The sequence below is a fragment of the Cupriavidus taiwanensis genome (genome assembly GCF_900250075.1).
GTDB classification, from domain to species: Bacteria; Pseudomonadota; Gammaproteobacteria; order Burkholderiales; family Burkholderiaceae; genus Cupriavidus; species Cupriavidus taiwanensis_C.
Window position 1 is genome coordinate 2111289 of the sequence record NZ_LT977071.1, and the last position, 21511, is coordinate 2132799.

Sequence of the window (21511 nt, forward strand, 5' to 3'; positions counted from 1 at the left end):
ACTGCAGGAACGTCAGACCGAGTAGGTCTTGTCGTTCTTGGTCAGGCTCCAGGCGCCCTGCGAGTTGCCGCCCTGGTTGCCGCCGATCTTCTGCTGCGTGTACTTCCACTGCACGGCAGCGTACTTCAGCGTGAAGCTGTCGCTGGGGATGCCTTCGGCAACGACGTTGGCCGACACCGCGCCCAGGATGGCGTTCTTCAGCTTGATTTCCAGGTACTTGACCCGCTTGCCTTCACCATCGGCACGCAGGAAGTCGATGGTGACTTCGTCGAACGTGGTGCCGCCCGATACGTGCTGGTACAGCAGCGGGCTGACCACGTCCAGATCCTTGGTGAACACCATCTCGCCGTGCTCGCAACGCTCGGCCGTGTGGCCGCCCGCGGTCGACGCGGTTGCCGAACGCGGCTGCGTGATGCTGTGCTTCCAGGTGTTGACCTCGATCCAGTCCTTGTGGTCCTTGTCTTGCGATTCGCCCTTGATTGCCGGGCTGCCGAACTTGACGTAGATATCCTTCATGGAAAGACCCTCGATGAAAATCGCTATTTAGGCTTCTTGCCAGTTTCCTGGCATTGCTAGGTACTGCGCCCGCATTCCCCCGCAGGGATCGCGGTCAGGAGTTTGCCGCTTTCGGCAAATCCGCAACCAGCCGCAGCGAGATCGAAAGTTCATCAAGCTGGAAGTGCGGGCGCAGGAAGGCGACGGAGCGGTAGGTGCCCGGCTTGCCGGGTACCTCCGACACCTGGATCGAGGCTTCCCGCAGGGGGAACTGCGCCTTCTGCTCCTGGCTGGCGTTGTCGTCCAGCAGAACGTATTGGGAGATCCAGCGGTTCAGGAAGCTCTCCACGTTCTGCGCTGAAGCGAAGCTGCCGATCTTGTCCCGCATCATGGCCTTCAGGTAATGCGCCACGCGCGACACGGAGAAGATGTACTGCAGCTGAGCCGACAGCACGGCATTGGCATTGGCGCTGTCGGTGTTGTACTTCTTGGGCTTCTGCACCGACTGGGCAGCGAAGAACGCGGCATAGTCCGAGTTCTTGCAGTGCACCAGCGGGATGAAGCCGAGGTCGCTCAACTCCTTCTCACGGCGATCGGTGATGGCGATCTCGGTCGGGCACTTCAGTGCGATCTCGCCATCGTCGGTCTTGAAGGTATGCGTCGGCAGGTCCTCGACCAGGCCGCCGCCTTCGACGCCGCGGATGGCTGCGCACCAGCCAAAATCCTCAAAGGCCGCGGTCAGACGCGCGCCGAAAGCCCAGGCGGCGTTGCACCACAGGTACTTGCCATGATCGGTGCCGTCCACGTCCTCGACAAAATTGAAGCCCTCGACCGTGGTGCCGTCCTTCGGGTTGTACGGCAGGCGCCCCAGGAAGCGAGGCATGGTCAGGCCGACGTAGCGCGAATCCTCGGATTCGCGGAACGACTTCCACTTGGCGTATTCGACGGTATCGAACACCTTGGCCAGGTCGCGCGGCTTGCCGAGATCGGCGAACGTCTCCAGGCCGAGCAACTCGGGCGACGCCGACGCGATGAACGGTGCGTGCGAGGCCGAGGCGACGTGCGACATCTGCTCGATGAAATAGACGTCCTCGGGCTGGCGCGTGATTTCGTAGTCGCCGATCAGCGCGCCGAACGGTGCGCCGCCAAAGGTGCCGAACTCTTCTTCGTAGACCTTCTTGAACAGCGCGCTCTGGTCGAAGTCGATGGCGGTCTTGAAGTCACGCACCAGGTCGCGCTTGGTCGCGTTCAAGGCCTTGATCTTGATCATCGTGCCGGTCTGCGTTTCCTTGACCAGGTATGACAGACCGCGCCACGTGCTCTCCAGCTTCTGGAACTCCGGCGCATGCATCACGGCGCTCAGCTGGGCCGAGATCAGGCGATCCAGCTCGGCCACGCGCGCATCCAGCGTCGCCGACAGGTTGTCGGACACCACCACGGTGCCATCCAGCACCTGGCTGACCAGCTCGCCGATGATGTCCTTGGCGCGCGCATGCTCGGAATCCGACTTCGCCACCTTGCTTTGCTCGACGATCTCGTCGAGGAGGTTCAACGTGCCGACAGCCGCACCGGGCTGGGCAACTGCAGCGGACTGGTTATCAAGCATCGTCGCCACCGTTCCTGGCATTGGCACCGAGCTTTTGCAGCGACTCGGTATTGGTCAGCACTTCCGAAAGCAGGTCTTCCAGCTTGTCGTTGCCTGCCAGCTTGTTGCGCAGGTCGGCCAGCTTGGAACGGGCTTCGAGCAGCTTGCGCAGCGGCTCGATCTGCTCGACCACGGCTTCCGGATTGAAGTCTTCGAGGGAATGGAACTTCAGGTCCACGCCGAACTTGCCGCCTTCCTCGGAAAGCGTGTTGGGCACCTGGAACGCCGCGCGCGGCTCGATGCCCGCCATGACGTCGTCGAAGTTGTCGCGATCGATGTTGACGAACTTGCGGTCGCGCAGCTTGGGCTGCGCCACTTCCGACTGGCCCGACAGGTCAGCCACCACGCCCACGACAAAGGGCAGCTCCTTCTGCTCGATGGCATCGCCTTTCTCGACGTCGTACGTCAGTTGCACACGCGGGGGACGCACCTTCTGCAGGCGCTTCTGGACACTTTCTTTCTTGGCCATCACTACTCTCCGATCTGGCGGAATCCGGTCTGATAATCAGCGCAGGGCGCCGAACGGGTCTGCGCTGCCGCCGCCCGAAGCCGCAGGTTGCGCCGGCTGTGCCGGCGCCGCGGCGGCCGTCGGCTTGGCGGGCGCAGCACGACGGCGCGGCACCGGCTTGGCCACGGGCGCGGCATTTTTGTCGCGGGGGAACAGCACTTGCTCGCCCAGCGTGTCGCGCAGCATCTGCGCCAGCAACTGGGCGTCGGAACGGACGTCGCCAGCCAGGGCGCTGTCGGCGCGCAGTTCCTGCAGCGAGCGGCGCGCCACGCGCAGGCCGCTGACCGCCAGCACGCTCTTGGCCTTGCGATCGGTCGCGTCGCGCTGCAGCGCTTCTTCGGCCGCGACGATCGCCTGCGGATAGTGCTCGGCGCCAAACTCGATCTGCGCCATGCGCGACCAAGGTTCTTCCCGCGTCGGATTGTTCTTGGCGATCTGCTCGAACAGGCTGATGGCCTGCTCGCGCTGTCCGCTTGCCAGGGCCGCTTCGGCCTCGGACATGCTTTGCTTGAACGACTCATCGCTCTGCGGCCCCGGATTGGAGGTTGCGCAACCGGCGAGCAGCACGGCGGTGCTGGCCAGCATCACCAGGGTGCGATGGATTCCTGACTTGGGCTTGTAGTCGTTCACGTCGAGTCTCTGTGAAAGTTCAAGATTGCGGCGGGGCGATTCGGGCCTGGCCCTGGCAAGATCCGTCTGGGAAAAGTGCCAAATGCCAATAATGTCAGAACTGTGTTGAACCCGAATTGGCCGGAATAGTACACTCTGCCGCTTACGGCTGACAACAGATCGGTGGATATTGTCAGCATTAGTACTTTTTGGTAGTTCTCTACCATTTTGTTGGATAGGGCTCCAACTGCTGAATTAGATATTCCTAACTTCTGTCATGCGACAAATTGAACTCAGTCGGGCGCCGGACAGCAAGCCAACCGGGCACGCCCCGCGCCGCGCCGCCGCAGGCCATCGGGCGAGCTTGGCGGCGGGCCTGGCTGCGGCTGTCTGCGTTGCGGCGCTGACAGGCTGCGCGGTTGGCGGCACGCTGCTGGCGGGGGCGGCCAGCGGCGCGCTGGAAGCAGTTGGCCTCAAACCGTCCAACCTGCCGGAATCACAGAAGCCGCCGCGCGAAGTCCCGCTGAAGCTGTACGCCGGCAACAACCTCAATGCAGCAGCCGATAACCGGCCGGCCGCCATCGTGGTGCGGCTCTACAAGCTGAAGGACCCCACCAGCTTCTTGCAGGCGCCGTTCGATACCTTCATCGACCCGCAACGAGAACAGAAGACACTCGGCGCTGACCTGGTACAAGTTAGAGAGATGACTCTAATTCCCGGCCAGCGCTATGAAATCGTGGAAAAGATCACGCGCGAGGCAGGCACCTTCGGCGTGGTGGCGCTGTTTCGCAGCCCTGCCCCGCAGCGCTGGAAATTCGCCTTCGACAGCGCCAGGAGCGAAAAGTCCGGCGTGACCATCGGCCTGCATGCCTGCGCCATGACGCTGACCGTGGGCGATGCCATCACGCCGGCGGGCGCCGCGGCCAGCAGCAATCTGAACCTGGTCTCGGCAGCCGGCTGCCGTACCTGATGTAGCCGACAGGCACCAACAAGGACAACAAAGGCAAACGTGAGTTATTCCGCCAAGATTCTGTGGGGCGAAGGCCTGTTCCTGCGGCCCCAGCATTTCCAGCGGCAGGACGCATACCATGAGTCGCGCCTGCACGCCACCGCGCAAGTAATCCAGCCCTACGGCTGGGGCGTGCGCAATGCCAGTTTTGACACCGATGCGCTCGCCAGCGGGGTGCTGCGCGTGACGGAGCTGTCGCTGTTCTTCCCCGACGGCGAACTGTATTCCGCGCCCCAGGCCGATGAGCTGCCACCGCCGGTGGTGCTTGACGCGATTCCCGCCGGCACTTCGGAACTGACCTTCTACCTGGCGCTGCAGCCGCTGCACGACGCCGGCGGCAACTACCGCGACGACGCGGAAGGATCGCTGTCGTCCCGCTATGTCGGCCTGCAGACCGAAACATCGGACCTGTTCACCGAAGCCGAGCCGGCCGCCATCACTTACCTGAAAAAGGCGGTGCGGCTGGTGGCCGAAACCGAGCCGCGCGACCAGTTCATCTCGTTGCCGGTCGTGCGCATCCGGCGTACCGCGACCGGCGGCTTTGAACTGGACGAGACCTTTGTCGCTCCGAGCCTGTCGATCAATGCCTCGGCCGTGCTGTACCTGCGCCTTCGCCGGCTGATCGATGCGCTGCAGGCCAAGGTCAACGCGCTGTACGGCTTTCATCGCGAACCCACCAAGAACATCATCGAGTTCCGCTCGGGCGATATCGCGTCGTTCTGGCTGCTGCACACTGCCAACGCCTCTTTCGCTGCGCTGGCGCACCTGTTCCACCATCCCGAACTGCATCCCGAGCGGCTGTTCCAGGAAATGCTGCGCCTGGCCGGCGCGCTGATGACCTTTTCGAAGAGCCACACGCTGGCCGATCTTCCGGTCTATGACCACGACAGTCCGGGCCCGGTCTTTGCGCGGCTGGACAGCATCATCCGCGACCTGCTCGATACCGTCATCTCCACGCGCTACTTCTCGATCGCGCTGGACGAGACCCGTCCCTCGTTCCATCTGGGGCGGCTGGATTCCGGCAAGATCGACGACAAGACCAGCTTCTACCTGTCGGTCAGCGCGGACATGCCCGTGGCCGAGCTGGTCGAGGCCATTCCCAGCCGCTTCAAGGTCGGCGCCCCGGACGACGTGGACAAGCTGGTGCTGTCGTCGATGCCGGGCGTGCCGTTGACCTACACCCCGCAGGTGCCGCCCGCGATCCCGGTGCGTCCGGGCGCGTGCTATTTCGCGATCGAAGCGCGCGGCGCGCTTTACGACCGCATGCTGCAGGCGCAGACCATCACCATCTACACCCCGGCCGGCATCCGGGAACTCAAACTTGAACTGATTGCGGTGACTTCATGAGCGCTACCTCCACGCCTTCGCTGTTCGGCGCCTCGCCGGCCGGCCAGCCCTCTCCCGCCGCCGCAGGCTCGGTCGACGGCGCCATGCACGCCCGCACGCTGCTGGACCTGCTCTACGATGGCTTTTTCATGCTGTTCCTGCTGCGCAACGGCCAGCAGCCGGGGAGCGCCGAAGAGTTCCTGCAGAAGGTGCGCGACTTCCTCGATGATTTCGAGCGCGGCGCCAAGCGGCTCAACGTGGCGGCCGAAGACATCTTCGACGCCAAGTACGCTTTCTGCGCCGCCATCGACGAGACCATCCTGGCGTCGAACTTCAGCATCCGCAGCACGTGGGAGCGGCGGCCGCTGCAACTGGTGCTGTTCGGCGAGCAACTGGCCGGCGAAGGCTTCTTCACCAAGCTGGAAGAACTGCGCGCGCACGGCGCGCCGCGCCTGCAGGCGCTGGAAGTCTTCCACATGTGCCTGCTGCTGGGGTTCCGCGGCAAGTACATCCTGGAAGGGCCCGAGAAACTGGCCTACCTGACCGCACGGCTGGGCGACGAGATCTCGGCGATCAAGGGCAAGCGCGCCGCCTTTGCACCGCAATGGCCGATCCCGGACAAGATCTCGCACGCGCTCAAGCGCGAAACCCCGCTGTGGATCTTCGGCGCGGTCTTTGCACTGATCGCACTGCTGGCCTTCCTGGGGCTGTCGACCACGCTGCGCTCGCAGACCAGCGACACGCTGCAGGGCTACTCGCAGGTGATCAAGCTGGGGCCGCGTTATTCGCACCTGACCATCTCGCTGCCCTGATGCCGCGTTGATGCCATCGAAGGCGGTCCTGCCGTATCCAGGCCCGCATGCCGAACCCTCTAGCGCGACCCTGCTCCGATGAAGCCCTTGTCCTCTTACCCGTCATCCGTGATGGCCGCCCTGTCCGGGCTGCTGGGCCAGCGCACGCGCCAGATCACGCTGGAGACGGCGCTTACCGCCGACGACCTGGTAGTGGAGCGCTTCGTCGCGCACGAGGGTGTCTGCGCGCCCTTCCAGCTCCATATCGATTGCCTTAGCCCGTCAGCACACCTGGACACCGCGCGCCTGGCCACCGAGGAAATCACGCTACGGCTGATGCTGGCCGACGGCACGCGCCGCGCTTGGCACGGCTATGTGCAGAGCTGCGCGGCCATCGGCGGCGACGGCGGCCTGGCCCGCTACCGGCTGACGGTGGGGACCTGGTTCGATCACCTGCGCGCGCGCACAGATTGCTATGTCTACCAGGACAAGACCGCGCTGGAGATCGTCGAAGACGTGCTGGCCGACTACCCGCTGGCCCAATATCGCATGGCGGTGAGCCAGCCGCTGCGCAAGCGCTCGGTCTGCTGCCAGTACCGCGAAACCGATCTTGCCTTTGTCACGCGGCTGCTGGCGGAAGAAGGTCTGTCTTATCGCTTCGAGCATCAGCAGGACCACGCCGAACAATCCAGCCAGGATGACAAGGCCCAGTCCCGCCATTGCCTGGTGATCTTCGACAACCAGGCCGAACGCCCCGCCTGCGCGCAGCCCAGCATCCGCTTCCACCGCAGCGACGCCACCGAGCGCGAAGATGCCATCGACCATTGGTCGCTGCAGGCGGCCGCGGGAACCAACGCCGTTACCGTCGCTTCATGGGACTACAAGTCCCTGGCCGCCACCGCCGCCGACGCCGGCATCGAAAGCCTGGGCGAATGGCCCACGCTGGAGTCCTTCGAAACGCGCGGCACGTACCGCTTCCCCGACGCCGATGCCGCCCGCCGCGCCGCGCAGCTGCGCGCGCAAGCGCATGAAAGCCGCTACCTGCGCTACGCGGGCGAAGGCAGCGTCCGCGCCCTGGGCGCCGGCGAACGCTTTACGCTGACCGGGCACTTCGACACCGCCGCGAACGAGTTCGTCACGCTGGCCGTGCGCCATGAAGCGGCCAACAACCTGGGGGCCGAGGTGGCGTTGCTGCTGGGCCTGTCCGACATCGAGGCCGGCAGCTACCGCAACCGCTTCGAAGCCGTGCGCGCCGATGCCCCGATCGTGCCGGTGTACTCGCCCAAGCCCACCGCACCGGAAGGACAGCCTGCCGTCGTCATCGCCGAAGGCGGCGCCCCGCTGACCACCGAGCGCGATCACCGCGTGCGCGTGCGCCTGCCCTGGCTGCGCACGCCGATGGCGGACCCAAGAGCCGACACCGCCGCCGACCCGGCCCAGGACGACCTGACCCAGGTCACCGCCTGGGTGCGCGTGGCCACGGCCGCGGCCGGCCCCAACTGGGGCGCGCATCACCTGCCCCGCGCCGGCACCGAGGTCATGCTGACCTACCTCGATGGCGACATCGATCGCCCGATGGTGGTGGCGCAACTGCACAACGAGCAGGACGCCCTGCCCTGGCCCGCCACCGAGGCCCCGCTGAACACAGCGTTGTCCGGCTGGCATTCACAGAACCTTGGCGACGGCGGCTACAACCAGTGGGTGGTCGACGACAACACGGGGCAGCTGCGCATGCGCCTGGCCAGCTCGGCCGCCGACACCCAGCTCAACCTTGGCTACGTGATCGCTCAGGCTCCCGCCAGCGGTGAACGCGGCGCCTGGCGTGGCACCGGCGCCGAACTGCGCACCGACGCGTGGGCCATCGTGCGCGCCGGCAACGGCTTGCTGCTGTCGACCACGGTCCAGGCCAGGGCCGCCGGCACCATGCTCGACATCCGCGAAGCCCGCGGACAAATCACCGCCGCGGAACGTACCGCCCAGCGCCTGTCCGATGCCGCCACCTCGCAGCAGGCGCTGCCGCTGGGAGCCGTCGCCGCTTTCGAACCGCTGACCAAGGCCCTCGACCCCCAGCAGGACGGCAGCTATCCGGACCGCGTCAACGAGCAGGACGCCAAGCGCCCGGATACCGGCACCGCTGCCGAGCACTTCGGGCAACCGTGGCTCGTCGCGGAATCGCCCAGCTCGATTGCGCTGGCCACGCAGGCCACCACCAGCATCTTTGCCGGACGCCACCTGCTGGGACTGGCACAGGCCGACTGGCATGTCGGCGCCGGCAACACCGTCGCCGCAGCCGCGGCCAAGGGCGTGAGCCTGTTCAGCCAGAACAACGGAATTCGCGCCATTGCGGCCGGCGGACCGGTTTCCATCCAGGCCCATACCGATGCGCTGGCGGTGATGGCGGACAAGGCGGTGACGGTGACTTCATCGACCGACGGCATCGAGGTGCTGGCGCAGAAGAAAGTGGTGCTGCACGGTGGCTCGTCGCGGATCGTGCTGGACGGGAATGCGATTACGTTTGAGACACCGGGGTTGTTGTCGGTGAAGGGGGCTGGGCATCCCATGGTGGGGGCTGGGGGGAGTCCGGCGGAGTTGGCGGCGCTGCCGGTACCCGCACAGAACGCGAGCTGGCTCGAACTAAATTATCGCGACGCCTACGCACTTCCGATGAGCGGAGCCCCTTACACCATAACGTTTGCTGACGGCACTTCGCGAAAGGGAAACCTAGACGGCATGGGTCACGCTCGCTTGGAAGGCGTACCTGTTGGCACCTATACCGTAAGCTACGGCGAAGCTCAATTCCCCGCCGAGCCGCGACATATCGCTCCCGCCAATCCATACTTTGGTACCGGCGCACCTCCCACCCTTGAAGAAGCAGGCAAACGCTTGCAGGATTTCATGGCTCAGGAGGATGCCTATCTCAATGACAACTACTTCCCCGACGAAATTGAAGCCATGCAAGCCTCATTGACAGAAGGAGAAGGAAGCATCGAAATCGAAGTCGAGGCGCATTATTCCGATTACCTTGCCGCCAGCGAAGCTGATTCAATGCGAGCTCTGTCGGGCTATCGGTCAGTCCATCCTGAGGGTCAGGAGGTGCAATCTTGAGCTCACAAAGTATTGCACTCAGAGGCGCGCTCAAAGCGGCGGATGACGATCTCGGAACTTGGCTGAAAGGACTGGTCACTGGCGAAGGAAGCTCGCCTTCGCAGATTATTGTGTCTGGGGTTCTCAGCGTGATTCCGGGCCTTGGGCAAGCAATGGATGTACGCGACATTATTGTCGGCGTCATCGTCATTAGCAGGAATCCTACGAGTCCGGCAGGCTGGCTAGATATGTCCATTACCCTAATAGGCTGCGTTCCGGCACTCGGTGATGCACTGAAAACGTCGTTTCGCATGTTGAAGTCAGGTCATGCGTTGCCTCGGATCTTGGATGCGGTGTCTCCAAAGCTGAAGGGGAATATCGAAAAATGGTTTCGGACAGTCAACTGGGACTCATTGGCCAAGACACTTAAACGGAATTTCGATGACGTAATGGGTGCATTCATTGACGGCTTGGACAGTTGGGTAGCTCGGTCGGTGATCGGTAAGCAAGAAGTCGCATATCTGATTAGCCAAATTAAGGACTTGAGACAGCGTGCCCCAAGGATGCTCGATGCAGCCATCTTCGAGTTACAAACCTTATGGAAGAAAAGCCTCGGAGACGCCAAGCCGCGCAGTACCTCAGCACATGGCACCGCACATAGCGGCGGTACTGGGCCAACCGGCACTGCAGCAACAGCCAAACGCCCTTCTGGAAGTACGCCATCCAACCAAGGGCAAGCAGTCAAACGGGACAAAACAGGGACCGAGGCCACAACGACCAATGGATCACGGACAGATCAACGACGTGCGGGGAAGAAGAAACAGAGTTGGCAATCCGGAGTTCCGGCTGAACACATCACGGACTATTGGTGCGCTCGCAATAAGCGCAACCTCAAGAAGGCTAATAACGTAGGGCAATTGTGGGAAGAGTGGAGTCCGGCCGGGCGTCAGGGCATTGATCACGTATGGGTACAGTCCTCCAATCATGTCCGTCCCGGTGTGATCGGTGAAACAAAGAGCAGTCTATTTGGTGCTTTCAGGTTCATTGCAGCCCTTCCTCCTGATATCCGACAGGAGTTGCAAGCACTAGGTAAGGCTGAGGCCGAGAACCCTACATCCACTAATGGGAAGCCGAACATCTTTCAAAGTGAAGGGCGCGATTTAGTGTCCTCTCCGAAAGTAAGCGCCAGTGGTAGCGGAGCTGAAACCGAACTTAAAAAGGGACTGGGTAACACAAAAACAAAAGGCGTCCAGATGAGTCATCTTTGGATTAGCCAATCCATCCCTGGAGAAGCTTTAACCCCGGCTGGGCGAACACTTTCGCGTCAGATAAAATCCTTTTATCGCGAATATACTATTGATAGGAAAGCGAACCCACCATACACTCGCTGGATTATCATGGTCACAGGCCGACAAAAAGAATTACACAAAAAGTCACAACACGAAATTCAAAAGCCCGTTATTAGCATTCCCGACGGCATCCTTCAAGAATAGCAAATGGCAACCCTTAATATCATCTCCGAGTCTGCCTTCAAAAATCGCCGCGACTTGATGCTTGACATCGATGCCTACATCGATCTGATGGACGATGCAAAAGAAAGCCAAAGATTGATAACAGACGATAATATTTCCAAACGGATAAGAGAAAGCCCAGACCAGAATGAGGCCATTACTGCCGTAATGGGCGGAACAAGACAAAAAGCTTGGGACTACCTGACGGCACTGCATGCGCAGTATAGTGCGGGAGGATCACTTGATAGTCTGCGCGCTTTCTTTCCCGAAGTGGTAGGAAGTTGGAAAACTTATGCAGAATATCATACCATGTTTCATCGCACGCCTAATGCCGGCGGACGGAAAGTCCCTCATCTGGATCTTTATGACAAAGATTATTGGTTTGCGATCCGCCTGACAAGTTTTGCTATCTTATTGGGCCATTCCACTCTACTTCCCAGCATCGCAGCGTTATGGGACTATGAGAACGAGGATATGGATGGCCTACTGGAGCGCTTGGTGGCACCGTACTTGCCAAATCGCGGTACGCCGCCGGACACATGCACTCGGCATCTTCCCTATTTCAAGACCCTGAAAATCTTCGATGCGTCGGTAGATGAGCGGGCCGCATTGATGAGCAGCTATCTTGACGAATGGTACAAGGCCAGCCGGCGCGAACCTTATTATGACTCGCACACAAAAGGACGTAACCACAATTACCTCGGTTACTGGAGTTTTGAGGCAGCTGCCATTTCAGTTATCCTAGATATAGATGATGAGGGCTTCCGCAAAAAACCGTTCTATCCAGCGGATCTTGCCCAGTTTGGACGGCAACAAAAATCGGTTGCATTGGAAGCAATCACGGATTCTTCGATGGCTCACCTACACTCCGTAGCAAACAGCCCATGTCCAAAAGCTGGTTATTGGATGACACCCGCGAAGGCAGGGTCTCGCCGCTACTTCCGGCAGGGCGAAACAATGCCAGTTGTTGCCACAGACTACGGGACGACTATTTGGCAGTGGGACATCGATCAATCTGATCCCGGACTGTAACTGCACATACCTATGGTGATGGGTTGAAAGAAATTTCTGTAGCCAATCTTGTCAGCTCACATAAGGCTACATACGACCGAAGACTTGTTACGGTGGGTGGACTCAATAACAATAAGCATAAACAAGCATCCGGAGTTCTTTCAACGCGATGCTGCTAGCCACGGCAACCCATCACATTGCCACCGACCTTGTGCTTTCCCATGACATACAGCGCGGAAAACAGAGGAATGAATACTGCAACCGCTATTCACTGGGAACGCTGGTTATCATGGAAGATCTCCTCGGAGAGCTTTCATCTTCGGGATCAACAAGGGAGAAACTGAACGATTTTCTGGATTTCCTTGCCAAAAACAAGCAAAAAATGGCAAATGGGTTGGAGCAGTTCACAAGCCCGGTTCGCACAATTTTGAAGATTACAGCGAAACGGCTAGACAGCCTCAAGAATCGTGCGGATTGGCGAAAGCGATTGGCAGTCAAGCCGGATTGGAACCAGAATGGTCAATATGTTGTATATGAGGTCTCGGCTGGCGAAGCGCTCCCGGTATGGAAAGGCCCAGCAGCCTCACAGGAGCTTGATGGAACGCCCTATCACCTGCCTGGTGGTGCCGATCAGCTTGTGTTCTTTCCAACTGCCGATACGCTCGCACCAACTCGGCCACGCATCGATCCCGGCACTGGCAAGGCGTTGCCTGGCCGTAAGCCGGACCAGATAGATAGCCGCATTGACTGGGAGGACGTAAGCGGACGTACGGCGCCGGCTGTGTTACGTGGAAAGGTCAATGATAAACATGTGCGCGGCCCTTTTGAAACGGGTTGGGGGTTCTCTGACTGGAATCACTCCGAAGCAAAAGGCATCATGCTCGCATTACCAGACACCCAAAGATGAGCACAACAAATCTTCGCCCCTACAACCTCCCCCGCAACCTGGATCAGGATGCGTGGTTTCTTTATCAGACCACGTCTTTCCGCTTTTACGAATTGTGTGCAACGCTATGCGAAGATTTTGCCAACCTGTACAACAGTTTCATCACCGGCCATGGATTCCATCGCCAAGCTCGGCTGGATTACTGGGTTTCGCGCTACCTACAGCATGCCGACAATATTCGCCGCGGAATTAAGTTCATTAAGGATGAAGGCGACTATATGCCCATGATTGGCTTTCTTAACTCGCCCACCACCGACTATCGCGGCCTCATCGAACAACCACTCGGCTGGATGACCGATGAACAATCCAAACAGTGGAAAAAATCGCACGAAAGGCTTAGTGCTGCTTGTGGAACAGGTCATGTCACACTGAACAACCTCCGATCGGGAGGTTTGGAATGGCTCAAGCGTAGTGCAGATGCGATCGAATCGCCCTTTTGACCGGGACGATAGCCATGTCGGCGACATGGCCCAGTCAATAAGGTTTCTGGAAACATATGGCCTAGTCAATTCACTAGATACCTATCCAAGGCACAGGATCAGAGACGATTTTTCAGTATCCCCAGGACAGATATGCCCCCGCACCGGCGTTTGGGTGCCATCCCAATGGATTGAAGGCGCCACGGATTTTAGCTTGGCTTTCTGTGTTGAAGGCCTATCAATGCAGCCTGCCTACCAAATTATTGGGCTTGATATGTGGTATCTCGATGATGAGGAGGGGAGTGCACTTGAGCCAAATTTGGAACTCGAAGGTGAACCCGTAACTAAAGCCGTGAATACCACCTGGCATTTTGTGGAAAGCGGTTCGATGGACCGAAGCCCGCCCCTTGAGGACTATCGCCTACGTTGCGAAGGCGGGGAACTTTGCCCCAAGAGCGGCTACTGGATAACACCGGCCAAAAGCCTGTCCCGGCGGTATTTCAAGCATGGCGCCCCCATGCCCGAAGACTACTATCTGGCAATGGGACATTAACCAGTCGGATCCGAAACTTTGAAAGACGCCTCATCGTGAATGTGCACATTGCCACCGCATTTACAAATTGCAAGACGCCAAACGAAATCCTCGCCAACAACTTCTGAAGCAGTCGCAGTATATTAATACACGTATGCGACTGATTGAAGGCGTTGAAGCCTCAAAGGACAACGTTCTCTTGAAACACTCGCATCCGCACCCAGGCTATCTTCGGGATGCGCAAGGCGGTCTCTACGAGGAGATGTTTTGGCTATGGATGCTTGACTACACTGCCGGAGCCGATCTCGACCACCTTGCAAGGGAATTCGCCTCTATTGTTGAAGAGTTTTGCCGATGGAACGAACTCAACATCCCGTACCGCCTTTATCTGAAAGAAAAGTTCAAGAACCGCGGTGACACTGAACTGACAATTTGCTCGGTTGACTTTTTCAATCAGATCGAATACGAAAACGCATTACAACTCTTAAGCATTGCCATCCTCATCCGTGACGGGCGCTCTATCAAGAGAATCATTGCAGCGATGGCAAGCAACCGCTATCGCGATGCCTTGTACGAGCAGTTGATCGTCGACTTCGTCCCGGATCCACAGAACGACATGGACGAAGTGATCTTCGCGGAGCCGTATGCGACCCTCGTCGAAGCATACTTTCAACAAGATCCTACGGAATCAATTCGACTAATAAGACATTACCTGAAGGCTTGGTACCGATACCAGGACGGCGCTCGATGGTACGATGGACACAAGAAAATCCAAAATGACGAATCGTTTTATTATGGATATTGGGCTTTCGAAGCTGGCGCGACGATCTATCTGTTAGATATTGGTGACAGCGGCATCGATCATATGGTGTACCCCAAGGATCTCGTAGCCTACGGCAGGCAGCTTCGCGAGACAAATATTGTCACCAGCGATTTCAGTACACCCCTTGATGCAAACGATTACCCTCTTAGTCGGCTGCGCTGCGATTCGGGCCAGCCGTGTCCACAAGCGGGGTGGTGGATGACACCGGCAAAAATAAAGAGTCGGCGTTGGTTTGCGAAGAACGAGATGATGCCGGACATCAAGGATAGCGACTTCGGTGCAACAATATGGCAATGGGATATGGACCAGTCCGACCGAAGCTAATCAGGCAACAAGCTCTTTTTCTTTACGTCAAAAATTGCGTACCATGCCGACGCCGTGCGAGCAGTAAGACTGGGACGGTAGCCATCTTATGACTGGTACCGGTGGCTACTACGGCTATTGGTCCTTTGAAGCGGCGGCAGCGGTACTCTTGCTCGGTATTGAGGACGACAGTAGTCTCCACCCTTATCTTTACTACCCAAAGGAATTGGTCGCCTGGGCGAAGGCACAGTGAGACCGGGAAAAGTTGCTCTGGATGCTGTTGCGGAACGCTACCGAAGCGATGATGACTTGATCGGGCTTAGATCATATCCAGGTTCCCCAGGAGGGCCAATCAACATGGCAGGAAAAAATCCACCATTGCTGCTCGCTGAAATATCAGATCTGCCTGGCGAACCGCGCCAGCAGTTCCTCTACTCCGAACTGTACAAAAACGTACGCAAAGATCTGGTGGAGAGTATTGCAATTTGCCTCGACAGCATTCAGCATGAAAAACTCTCACCTCGCTATCGCGTTAGCGCTCAAGCGAGCGTCTACCTCAACACCTTCTGGCTTTGGATGTTGGAGTACACCGCGGGCCGAGATCTTGATGAATTGGCAAGATCCTTCTCGGGCGTAGTAAGAGAATTCGTTATCTGGAATGAAGTGAATATTCCCTATAGACGCTTTCTTAGTGAGCGGTTCAAGAATAGAGGCGAAACTGACCTGACGATCTGCGCCGTTGATTTCGACAACAGAATAGAGTACCAAAATGCGCTTCAACTGGTCAGCGTCGGCATACTTTTACGCGACGAAGTCTCGGTTGGTCAGATTATTTCTGCCATGGAGAGCAATCGGCATGCCGATGCATTATATGAACAACTGATTGTTGACTACCTCAAGCATCCGCGCGATGACATGGACGAGGTTATATTTGTGAAGCCTTACGGCATCTTAGCCAGCGCCTATTTTCAGGAAAATTCAACTTCATCGCTCGATGCTGTTCAAAGCTATTTGAGGAATTGGTACCGATATCAGGCTGGTGCCCGTTGGTATGATGCACATAAAAGGATCCAGGAACACTGCGCCTTCTACTATGGATACTGGGCGTTCGAGGCCGGTGCCACAACTTACTTGCTCGGTCTTGACGACAGTGGCATCAACCACAGGATGTATCCCAAAGACCTCGTTGCCTACGCCAAACGCTTGCGTGACGCGAACCTCGTCACCAGCAGCTTGGACGCGCCAATTGGCGAAAACGAATGAGTGTCAGCAAGAATGAATAGCACCATGAAGCGCCTACTAACTCCGGTCCTCTCCGCACTCCTCGGAGCCATAGCAGGGGCAATCGTGGTACACCAACTCGCGCACGAAGAATCGCCGAAGGTGCACAAGCTGCAGTATCCGTTGATGCTTACCGGCGGAAATTCGGATAGCCCTGCCGCAATGCTGCCCCGAGGGACGTCTCTATATTTCGATCGCGCCTTCCCGGAGGGCTTTGTCCGATACAAGGTCTACATCAATGTGGAGGGCACAAAGCTTGAGCCTCGGGACGCAACGGAAGAATTCTGGCTAGACCCGCTGACTGCAAGGCCCTTCGACAAGAACAGCCTGCATGCGCTGCTCACGCGCTTTCCACTAGGGAAGGATGATTTTTCCGCTGTGCTCGGCTCGGGCCAATTGACCAAGGAAGAGATACGCGACCTGCTCCGCGCGTACAGCGAATAGTCCGCCTGCACCTATCGCGCGCAGCTATTCCTCGAGCATTTCACCGCCCCCTCTCCCGCTCCATCTTCTCAATCACTCCCACCCTCTGCCCACAATCCCCCTCCACCGCCTTGCACAGCGTCTTGTCATCCACCCCCAGCTTGCGCTGCAGCGCCCGAAATTCCCGCAGATAGACCCGCGCCACCGCCTCGGCCCCCGGCAACGATAAACGCGCCGAACTATTGGCCCCGACCCACGCATAGTAGTAATGCCCCAGCAACCGCGCCGTCGTATCCTTGCGCCCCCGCGGAATCTCGCGGGCGACGGCGTCGATGCAGGAACGGTACTCGTCGGCGTCGTCATGCATGTATTCCTGGCAAGCCGCCATGGCATGCCGGCTTGCCTGCGCCACGGCCGGCGGCAGTTCCGTGGTGGCGGCTTGGGTAATGCCCGCGCACACGGCCAGTGCGCAGGCGATCAGGTAGGGATGCATTGGCGTTCGGTGCATGGCATTGATGGCGTTTCAGGTTAGCGCCATGGCATGACATCCCCGCGTCATGAAGCAGTCACGATGGGCCCATAGAGTGGCTGCCTGCAGCCGCTTCCCACAGGATTGGCCACATGACACGCAAACGGTATCTCGTCGCGAGCCTGGGTGCGCTCGCTCTTGCAGGCATCGTTGCCGCCTGCGGTTCCGGGAATGATGAGGGCGGTTCAGCGCCGTCAAGTCCCGCTCCGGTGGCGGATGCTCCGGTATCGGTCAAGATCATCGGTCTTAATGATTTCCACGGCAACCTGGAAGCGCCGGGCGGCAGCGTGGTGGTGCAGGATGCCGCCGATACCCGGCTGGTACCCGGGTATCGGCGGGCGGTGCCGCGTACCTGGCCGCGCTGATCCAGACCCTGAAGGCGAAGAATCCGAACAACGTGGTGGTGGCTGCCGGCGACATGGTCGGCGCTTCGCCGCTGGTTTCCGGGGCGTTCCATGAGGAGCCGGCCATCGACGTGCTGGGCCAGATGGGCCTGGAGATCTCGTCGGTGGGCAATCATGAGTTCGACAAGGGCCGCGATGAGCTGCTGCGGCTGCAGAACGGGGGCTGCTTTCCGCGGTCGGCCGACGGCCGGCGCGGCATTGTCGGCGTGGATACGTGCATGACCAACGGCGCCTACGCCGGGGCGAAGTTCCAGTACCTGGCCGCCAATGTCATCGACCAGGCGACCGGCAAGCCGCTGCTGCCGGCATACCAGATCAAGACCTTCGACTGGGCCAAGGTGGCGTTTATCGGCATGACGCTGAAGGACACGCCGTCGGTGGTGACACCCGCGGGCACGGCGGGCCTGACGTTCGAGTCCGAGGCCGATACGGTCAACAAGCTGATTCCGGAACTGCGCCAGCAGAACGTCAATGCGATCGTGGTGTTGCTGCATGAAGGCGGATCGACCACGGCGGGCACGGTGAATGACAAGAGCTGCCCGGGGCTGAACGGTGCCATCGTGTCGATCGTCGACAAGCTCGATCCCGCCGTGGATATCGTGGTCAGCGGCCACACCCATCAGGACTATGTCTGCACCCGACCGGATGGCAAGCTGCTGACGCAGACCGGCTTCTACGGCCGGCTGGCCACGGAAATCGATATCACCATCGATCCGGCCACGCGCCGGGTCTCCTCCAAGCTGGCGAACAACCGCGTGGCGGTCAACGATCTGGTGATCAAGGACAGCCAGGGCAAGCCGATCCCGCTGCCTGCCGGCTATACGGCGCTGCCGAAGGACAGCGCGGTCGACGCGATGGTCAGCCGTTACGTGGAACTGACCGCGCCGATCAAGAACGCGGTGGTGGGCGCCATTACCGCGAGCATCGATCGCACCCAGACTGCGGCGGGCGAGTCGGCACTGGGCGACTTGGTGGCGGACGCCTACCTGGCCGGCACGTCCGATGCGTTGTTCGGGCCGGCGGTGATCGCCTTCACCAATCCGGGCGGGCTGCGCCAGAACCTGACGTACGACGCGGCCACCAATGGCCAGACCACGTTCGGGCAGCTCTATGCGGTGATGCCTTTCGGCAACAGCATGGTGACGATGGACCTGACCGGCGCGCAGATCCTGCGCCTGCTGGAACAGCAATGGGAAGCGCCGCAACCTGCGGGCGGTCGCGTGCTGCAGGTTTCCAGCGGCTTTAGCTATACCTGGGACGCGAGCAAGCCGGCAGGCGCCGCCGCGGGACAGGGCAATCGCGTCGACCCGGCATCGCTACGGCTCAACGGCGTCGCCATCGACCTGGCCAAGACCTACCGCGTCACGGTGAACAACTTCATGGCCTCCGGCGGCGACAATTTCACAGTACTGAAGCAGGGCACGAACCAGCAGGCCGGCCCCGTGGATATCGATGTCTTCGAAGCTTATTTCAGGGCGAAATCTCCGGTCAGTCCCGGCACACCGAACCGGATCACGCGCCTGAACTGAAGGAGCGAACGGCGGCCCGCGCCGCTACGGCCGCGGCGTTGCCGTGGCCAGCCGCATCCAGCTGGCCACGGCACCGGCGCCGGCAAACGCCGCGCCCAACGCCAGCGCCAGACCCGGCCCGTGGTCGCCGCCGATGCCGAAGCACAATGCCACCAGTGCCGCCCCCGTGGCCTGCCCAAGCAGCCGGGCCGTGGCCACCACGCCGCTGGCGCCGCCGCTGCGTTCGCGCGGGGCGCTGGTCATCAAGGCCTTGAGATTGGGCGACTGGAAAAAGCCAAACCCGGCGCCGCACAGGCACATGCGCATGCCGATATCGAGCGCGCTGGGGTTGGCTGGCAGCATCGCCAGCGACAGCATGCCGGCACTGAGCACGGCCAGGCCCACGCCGCCGAGCACGGCCGGCGGATAGCGGTCGGACAGGCGCCCGGCTAGCGGCCCGATCAGCGCCACCACCACGGACCATGGCGTCAGCAGGAAGCCGGTCTCCACCTGCCCTCGCCCCAGCACGTGCTGGAAATAGAACGGCAGCGACACAAAGGCCAGGCCCTGCGCCGCGAACGAACACACCGCGGTCAGCGTCGACAGCGCGAACATCGGCCGCCGGAACAGATCCACCGGCAGCATCGGCGCCGGATGGCCGCGCTCGCGCCACAGCAGCAGCCCGAACGCCACCACGAAGACGCCGGCCGCGGCCAGCGACACGTGCAGCGGCGCGCGCTGCCCGCCCTCGCCCAGCGCGAGGACCAGCGCGGCAAAGGCAATCACGCTGAGCACCGCGGCCACGCGATCGAAACCGTGCGTGCTGCGCGCCGTCTGCGGCAGCGAACCGCGCCCGATCGCCAGCGCCAGCAGGCCGATCGGCAGGTTGACGGCAAACAGCCACGGCCACGTGCCGAACGACAGGATCACCGACGCCACCGTCGGCCCCACCGCGAACGAAACGCCGACCACCAGCGCATTCAGCCCCAGCCCGCGGCCAAGCCGGTGCGTCGGAAAGATCGCGCTGATCAGCGCCGTATTGACGCTCATGATCGCAGCCGCGCCGATGCCCTGCAGCACCCGCGCCGCCGCCAGCGTCGGCAGCGACCACGCCAGCGCGCATACCACCGACGCGGCCGTGAACAGCAGCACGCCGCCCAGGTAGATGCGCCGGTGGCCAACCACGCCGCCCAGCGCCGCAAACGGCAGCAGGGTTGCCACCATCGCCAGCTGGTAGGCGTTGATCACCCACACCGAGGCCGCCGGGGTGGCGCGCAGGTCCGCCGCAATCGATGGCAATGCCGTATTGGCAATGGCGGTATCGAGCGTGGCAAGGGCGACAGCAATCAGGATGGCGGCCATGCCGCGCCGCTCGCGCGAGGTCATGGCGTCCGCCGCTGAGGTGGTCTGGAGGGGGGCTGTACTGGACACTGTCTTTACCGGGTTTCCGCCGGGGCCGGTTTCGGCGGTGCGGGGGCGCACCGCGGGCCGTGGCGATCATCAGCCAAGACGATACGGGAAAACCCTTCACCTTGCTGAAGAGGCATTCATATGTATGCACATTACCGTGCGGCAAGACAGATTAGATGATGCTCAACATCTATTGAATAAATGACGCGCATCATCTAAGCTTTGCGAAAGCCCAATCCAGCGAGGTCTACAGATGGCACGCGCATCACGCGAGCAAACCGACAAGAATCGCGAGGCGATCGAACAAGCGTCGTCGCGGCTGTTCCGCGAGCGCGGGCTCAACGGCGTCAGCGTGGCGGAGGTGATGGCCGGCGCCGGCCTGACCCATGGCGGCTTCTATGGCCACTTTGCCTCGAAGGACGCGCTCGCGGCGCAGGCCTGCAAGCGCGCGTTCGAGGAATCGACCGCGCGCTGGGAGCGCCGCCTCGCGCGCGCTGGCGGCGACCGCAAGGCCATGCTCGCCAACCTGGTCGAGCCCTACCTGACCGCCGCGCATTGCTCCAACCCAGGCGTCGGCTGCGCGGCCGCCGCGCTGGCCGTCGATGTCTCCCGCGAGCCCGCCGGCAAACCGGTGCGTCAGGCCTATGCGGAAGGGCTGCGAACCATGATCGATGACATGGCGCAGACCGTGGCGTCCGACGATCCGCAGCAACGCCACGACCAGGCGCTGGTGCGCATGGCGTTGCTGGTCGGCGCCCTCACGCTCGCACGCGCCACCGAAGGCGATCCGCTTTCCGACGAGATGCTGAACGCGGTGCGGACCCACCTGCTGGACAGCCCCGCGTAGTACCGGGCTATTTTTTCCTGATGACAGACCGACAACCCGCGGCCGAACGCAGCGGGATGCCCTTCCTTTGTCCTTTCCGACCCGCATCGAAACCGAG

At 60.7% G+C, this 21511-nt stretch carries 21 protein-coding genes and 1 pseudogene; 16 read left to right on the forward strand and 6 right to left on the reverse strand.

Features of this window, described 5'->3' with window-relative positions; all coding sequences use genetic code 11:
• Positions 1–12: 12 nt before the first annotated feature.
• From CBM2588_RS25870 to CBM2588_RS25885, 4 genes are all read right to left on the reverse strand, one after another.
• Complete coding sequence (locus CBM2588_RS25870) at positions 13–516, reverse strand: Hcp family type VI secretion system effector (RefSeq protein ID WP_012355844.1); 504 nt, start codon at positions 514–516, stop codon at positions 13–15.
• Positions 517–610: 94 nt separating this feature from the next.
• Positions 611–2101, reverse strand: a complete 1491-nt coding sequence (gene tssC, locus CBM2588_RS25875) for a type VI secretion system contractile sheath large subunit (protein ID WP_062803262.1) — start codon at positions 2099–2101, stop codon at positions 611–613.
• Positions 2094–2609, reverse strand: a complete 516-nt coding sequence (gene tssB / locus CBM2588_RS25880; protein WP_012355842.1) for a type VI secretion system contractile sheath small subunit — start codon at positions 2607–2609, stop codon at positions 2094–2096. The genes tssC and tssB overlap by 8 nt, the downstream gene beginning before the upstream one ends.
• 36 nt (positions 2610–2645) lie before the next feature.
• The gene (locus CBM2588_RS25885; protein ID WP_115683734.1) at positions 2646–3233 is read right to left on the reverse strand and encodes a tetratricopeptide repeat protein; all 588 of its coding nucleotides are present in this window, start codon (positions 3231–3233) and stop codon (positions 2646–2648) included.
• A 388-nt stretch (positions 3234–3621) separates the two neighbouring features.
• Between CBM2588_RS25885 and tssJ the strand changes: the two genes are divergently transcribed.
• From tssJ to CBM2588_RS25945, 13 genes and pseudogenes are all read left to right on the forward strand, one after another.
• Positions 3622–4227: a type VI secretion system lipoprotein TssJ gene (gene tssJ, locus CBM2588_RS25890; RefSeq protein WP_115683131.1), complete on the forward strand. Its 606-nt coding sequence runs from the start codon at positions 3622–3624 to the stop codon at positions 4225–4227.
• A gap of 39 nt (positions 4228–4266) precedes the next feature.
• Entirely contained in the window at positions 4267–5613 is a 1347-nt protein-coding gene (gene tssK, locus CBM2588_RS25895; RefSeq protein ID WP_018007532.1) for a type VI secretion system baseplate subunit TssK, read from the forward strand.
• Positions 5610–6404 (forward strand): type IVB secretion system protein IcmH/DotU, encoded by a 795-nt coding sequence (icmH, locus tag CBM2588_RS25900; RefSeq protein ID WP_115683132.1) that lies wholly within the window; start codon positions 5610–5612, stop codon positions 6402–6404. Before tssK ends, icmH begins: the two co-directional genes overlap by 4 nt.
• 78 nt (positions 6405–6482) lie before the next feature.
• Complete coding sequence (locus CBM2588_RS25905) at positions 6483–9488, forward strand: type VI secretion system Vgr family protein (protein WP_172583667.1); 3006 nt, start codon at positions 6483–6485, stop codon at positions 9486–9488.
• A complete protein-coding gene (locus tag CBM2588_RS25910) occupies positions 9485–10960 on the forward strand; it encodes a hypothetical protein (RefSeq protein ID WP_115683134.1) in 1476 nt (491 codons plus the stop codon). The genes CBM2588_RS25905 and CBM2588_RS25910 overlap by 4 nt, the downstream gene beginning before the upstream one ends.
• A 3-nt stretch (positions 10961–10963) precedes the next feature.
• A complete protein-coding gene (locus tag CBM2588_RS25915) occupies positions 10964–12010 on the forward strand; it encodes a PoNe immunity protein domain-containing protein (protein WP_115683135.1) in 1047 nt (348 codons plus the stop codon).
• 148 nt (positions 12011–12158) lie between these two features.
• A complete protein-coding gene (locus tag CBM2588_RS25920; RefSeq protein WP_147298438.1) occupies positions 12159–12896 on the forward strand; it encodes a hypothetical protein in 738 nt (245 codons plus the stop codon).
• Positions 12893–13375 (forward strand): hypothetical protein, encoded by a 483-nt coding sequence (locus CBM2588_RS31120; RefSeq protein WP_231942269.1) that lies wholly within the window; start codon positions 12893–12895, stop codon positions 13373–13375. Before CBM2588_RS25920 ends, CBM2588_RS31120 begins: the two co-directional genes overlap by 4 nt.
• Before the next feature lie 220 nt (positions 13376–13595).
• On the forward strand, positions 13596–13907 hold the full coding sequence (locus CBM2588_RS31125) for a hypothetical protein (RefSeq protein ID WP_231942270.1): 312 nt from the start codon (positions 13596–13598) through the stop codon (positions 13905–13907).
• A 133-nt stretch (positions 13908–14040) separates the two neighbouring features.
• On the forward strand, positions 14041–15033 hold the full coding sequence (locus tag CBM2588_RS25930; RefSeq protein ID WP_115683136.1) for a PoNe immunity protein domain-containing protein: 993 nt from the start codon (positions 14041–14043) through the stop codon (positions 15031–15033).
• 82 nt (positions 15034–15115) lie between these two features.
• Positions 15116–15265 (forward strand): annotated as a pseudogene (locus CBM2588_RS25935) (PoNe immunity protein domain-containing protein); the annotation flags it as partial.
• Between the two features lie 104 nt (positions 15266–15369).
• Positions 15370–16275: a PoNe immunity protein domain-containing protein gene (locus CBM2588_RS25940; protein ID WP_115683137.1), complete on the forward strand. Its 906-nt coding sequence runs from the start codon at positions 15370–15372 to the stop codon at positions 16273–16275.
• A gap of 24 nt (positions 16276–16299) precedes the next feature.
• Entirely contained in the window at positions 16300–16737 is a 438-nt protein-coding gene (locus CBM2588_RS25945) for a hypothetical protein (RefSeq protein WP_115683138.1), read from the forward strand.
• A gap of 40 nt (positions 16738–16777) precedes the next feature.
• Here the strand turns inward: CBM2588_RS25945 and CBM2588_RS25950 are convergent, their stop codons facing one another.
• Entirely contained in the window at positions 16778–17209 is a 432-nt protein-coding gene (locus tag CBM2588_RS25950; protein ID WP_231942272.1) for a hypothetical protein, read from the reverse strand.
• A 128-nt stretch (positions 17210–17337) separates the two neighbouring features.
• Between CBM2588_RS25950 and CBM2588_RS31130 the strand changes: the two genes are divergently transcribed.
• The gene (locus CBM2588_RS31130; protein ID WP_231942273.1) at positions 17338–17610 is read left to right on the forward strand and encodes a hypothetical protein; all 273 of its coding nucleotides are present in this window, start codon (positions 17338–17340) and stop codon (positions 17608–17610) included.
• 32 nt (positions 17611–17642) lie between these two features.
• A complete protein-coding gene (locus tag CBM2588_RS25955; RefSeq protein ID WP_231942274.1) occupies positions 17643–19178 on the forward strand; it encodes a bifunctional metallophosphatase/5'-nucleotidase in 1536 nt (511 codons plus the stop codon).
• 24 nt (positions 19179–19202) lie between these two features.
• Here CBM2588_RS25955 and CBM2588_RS25960 read toward each other — a convergent pair whose 3' ends face one another.
• Positions 19203–20543 (reverse strand): MFS transporter, encoded by a 1341-nt coding sequence (locus tag CBM2588_RS25960; protein WP_115683139.1) that lies wholly within the window; start codon positions 20541–20543, stop codon positions 19203–19205.
• Positions 20544–20820: 277 nt separating this feature from the next.
• Here CBM2588_RS25960 and CBM2588_RS25965 point away from each other — a divergent pair, with 277 nt between their 5' ends.
• Positions 20821–21414, forward strand: a complete 594-nt coding sequence (locus tag CBM2588_RS25965) for a TetR/AcrR family transcriptional regulator (RefSeq protein ID WP_115683140.1) — start codon at positions 20821–20823, stop codon at positions 21412–21414.
• Positions 21415–21511: the final 97 nt, after the last annotated feature.

What these genes read in the sequence shown, in the direction of transcription:
- CBM2588_RS25930 (WP_115683136.1), top strand. Translation starts at nt 14,041, where the DNA reads ATGCGACTGATTGAAGGCGTTGAAGCCTCAAAGGACAACGTTCTCTTG.
- CBM2588_RS25870 (WP_012355844.1), bottom strand. Translation starts at nt 516, where the DNA reads ATGAAGGATATCTACGTCAAGTTCGGCAGCCCGGCAATCAAGGGCGAA.
- CBM2588_RS31130 (WP_231942273.1), top strand. Translation starts at nt 17,338, where the DNA reads ATGACACGCAAACGGTATCTCGTCGCGAGCCTGGGTGCGCTCGCTCTT.
- CBM2588_RS25915 (WP_115683135.1), top strand. Translation starts at nt 10,964, where the DNA reads ATGGCAACCCTTAATATCATCTCCGAGTCTGCCTTCAAAAATCGCCGC.
- tssB (WP_012355842.1), bottom strand. Translation starts at nt 2,609, where the DNA reads ATGGCCAAGAAAGAAAGTGTCCAGAAGCGCCTGCAGAAGGTGCGTCCC.
- CBM2588_RS25950 (WP_231942272.1), bottom strand. Translation starts at nt 17,209, where the DNA reads ATGCATCCCTACCTGATCGCCTGCGCACTGGCCGTGTGCGCGGGCATT.
- CBM2588_RS25905 (WP_172583667.1), top strand. Translation starts at nt 6,483, where the DNA reads ATGAAGCCCTTGTCCTCTTACCCGTCATCCGTGATGGCCGCCCTGTCC.
- CBM2588_RS25965 (WP_115683140.1), top strand. Translation starts at nt 20,821, where the DNA reads ATGGCACGCGCATCACGCGAGCAAACCGACAAGAATCGCGAGGCGATC.
- CBM2588_RS25940 (WP_115683137.1), top strand. Translation starts at nt 15,370, where the DNA reads ATGGCAGGAAAAAATCCACCATTGCTGCTCGCTGAAATATCAGATCTG.
- CBM2588_RS31120 (WP_231942269.1), top strand. Translation starts at nt 12,893, where the DNA reads ATGAGCACAACAAATCTTCGCCCCTACAACCTCCCCCGCAACCTGGAT.
- CBM2588_RS25960 (WP_115683139.1), bottom strand. Translation starts at nt 20,543, where the DNA reads ATGACCTCGCGCGAGCGGCGCGGCATGGCCGCCATCCTGATTGCTGTC.
- CBM2588_RS25945 (WP_115683138.1), top strand. Translation starts at nt 16,300, where the DNA reads ATGAAGCGCCTACTAACTCCGGTCCTCTCCGCACTCCTCGGAGCCATA.
- icmH (WP_115683132.1), top strand. Translation starts at nt 5,610, where the DNA reads ATGAGCGCTACCTCCACGCCTTCGCTGTTCGGCGCCTCGCCGGCCGGC.
- CBM2588_RS25885 (WP_115683734.1), bottom strand. Translation starts at nt 3,233, where the DNA reads ATGCTGGCCAGCACCGCCGTGCTGCTCGCCGGTTGCGCAACCTCCAAT.
- CBM2588_RS25920 (WP_147298438.1), top strand. Translation starts at nt 12,159, where the DNA reads ATGCTGCTAGCCACGGCAACCCATCACATTGCCACCGACCTTGTGCTT.
- CBM2588_RS31125 (WP_231942270.1), top strand. Translation starts at nt 13,596, where the DNA reads ATGCAGCCTGCCTACCAAATTATTGGGCTTGATATGTGGTATCTCGAT.
- tssC (WP_062803262.1), bottom strand. Translation starts at nt 2,101, where the DNA reads ATGCTTGATAACCAGTCCGCTGCAGTTGCCCAGCCCGGTGCGGCTGTC.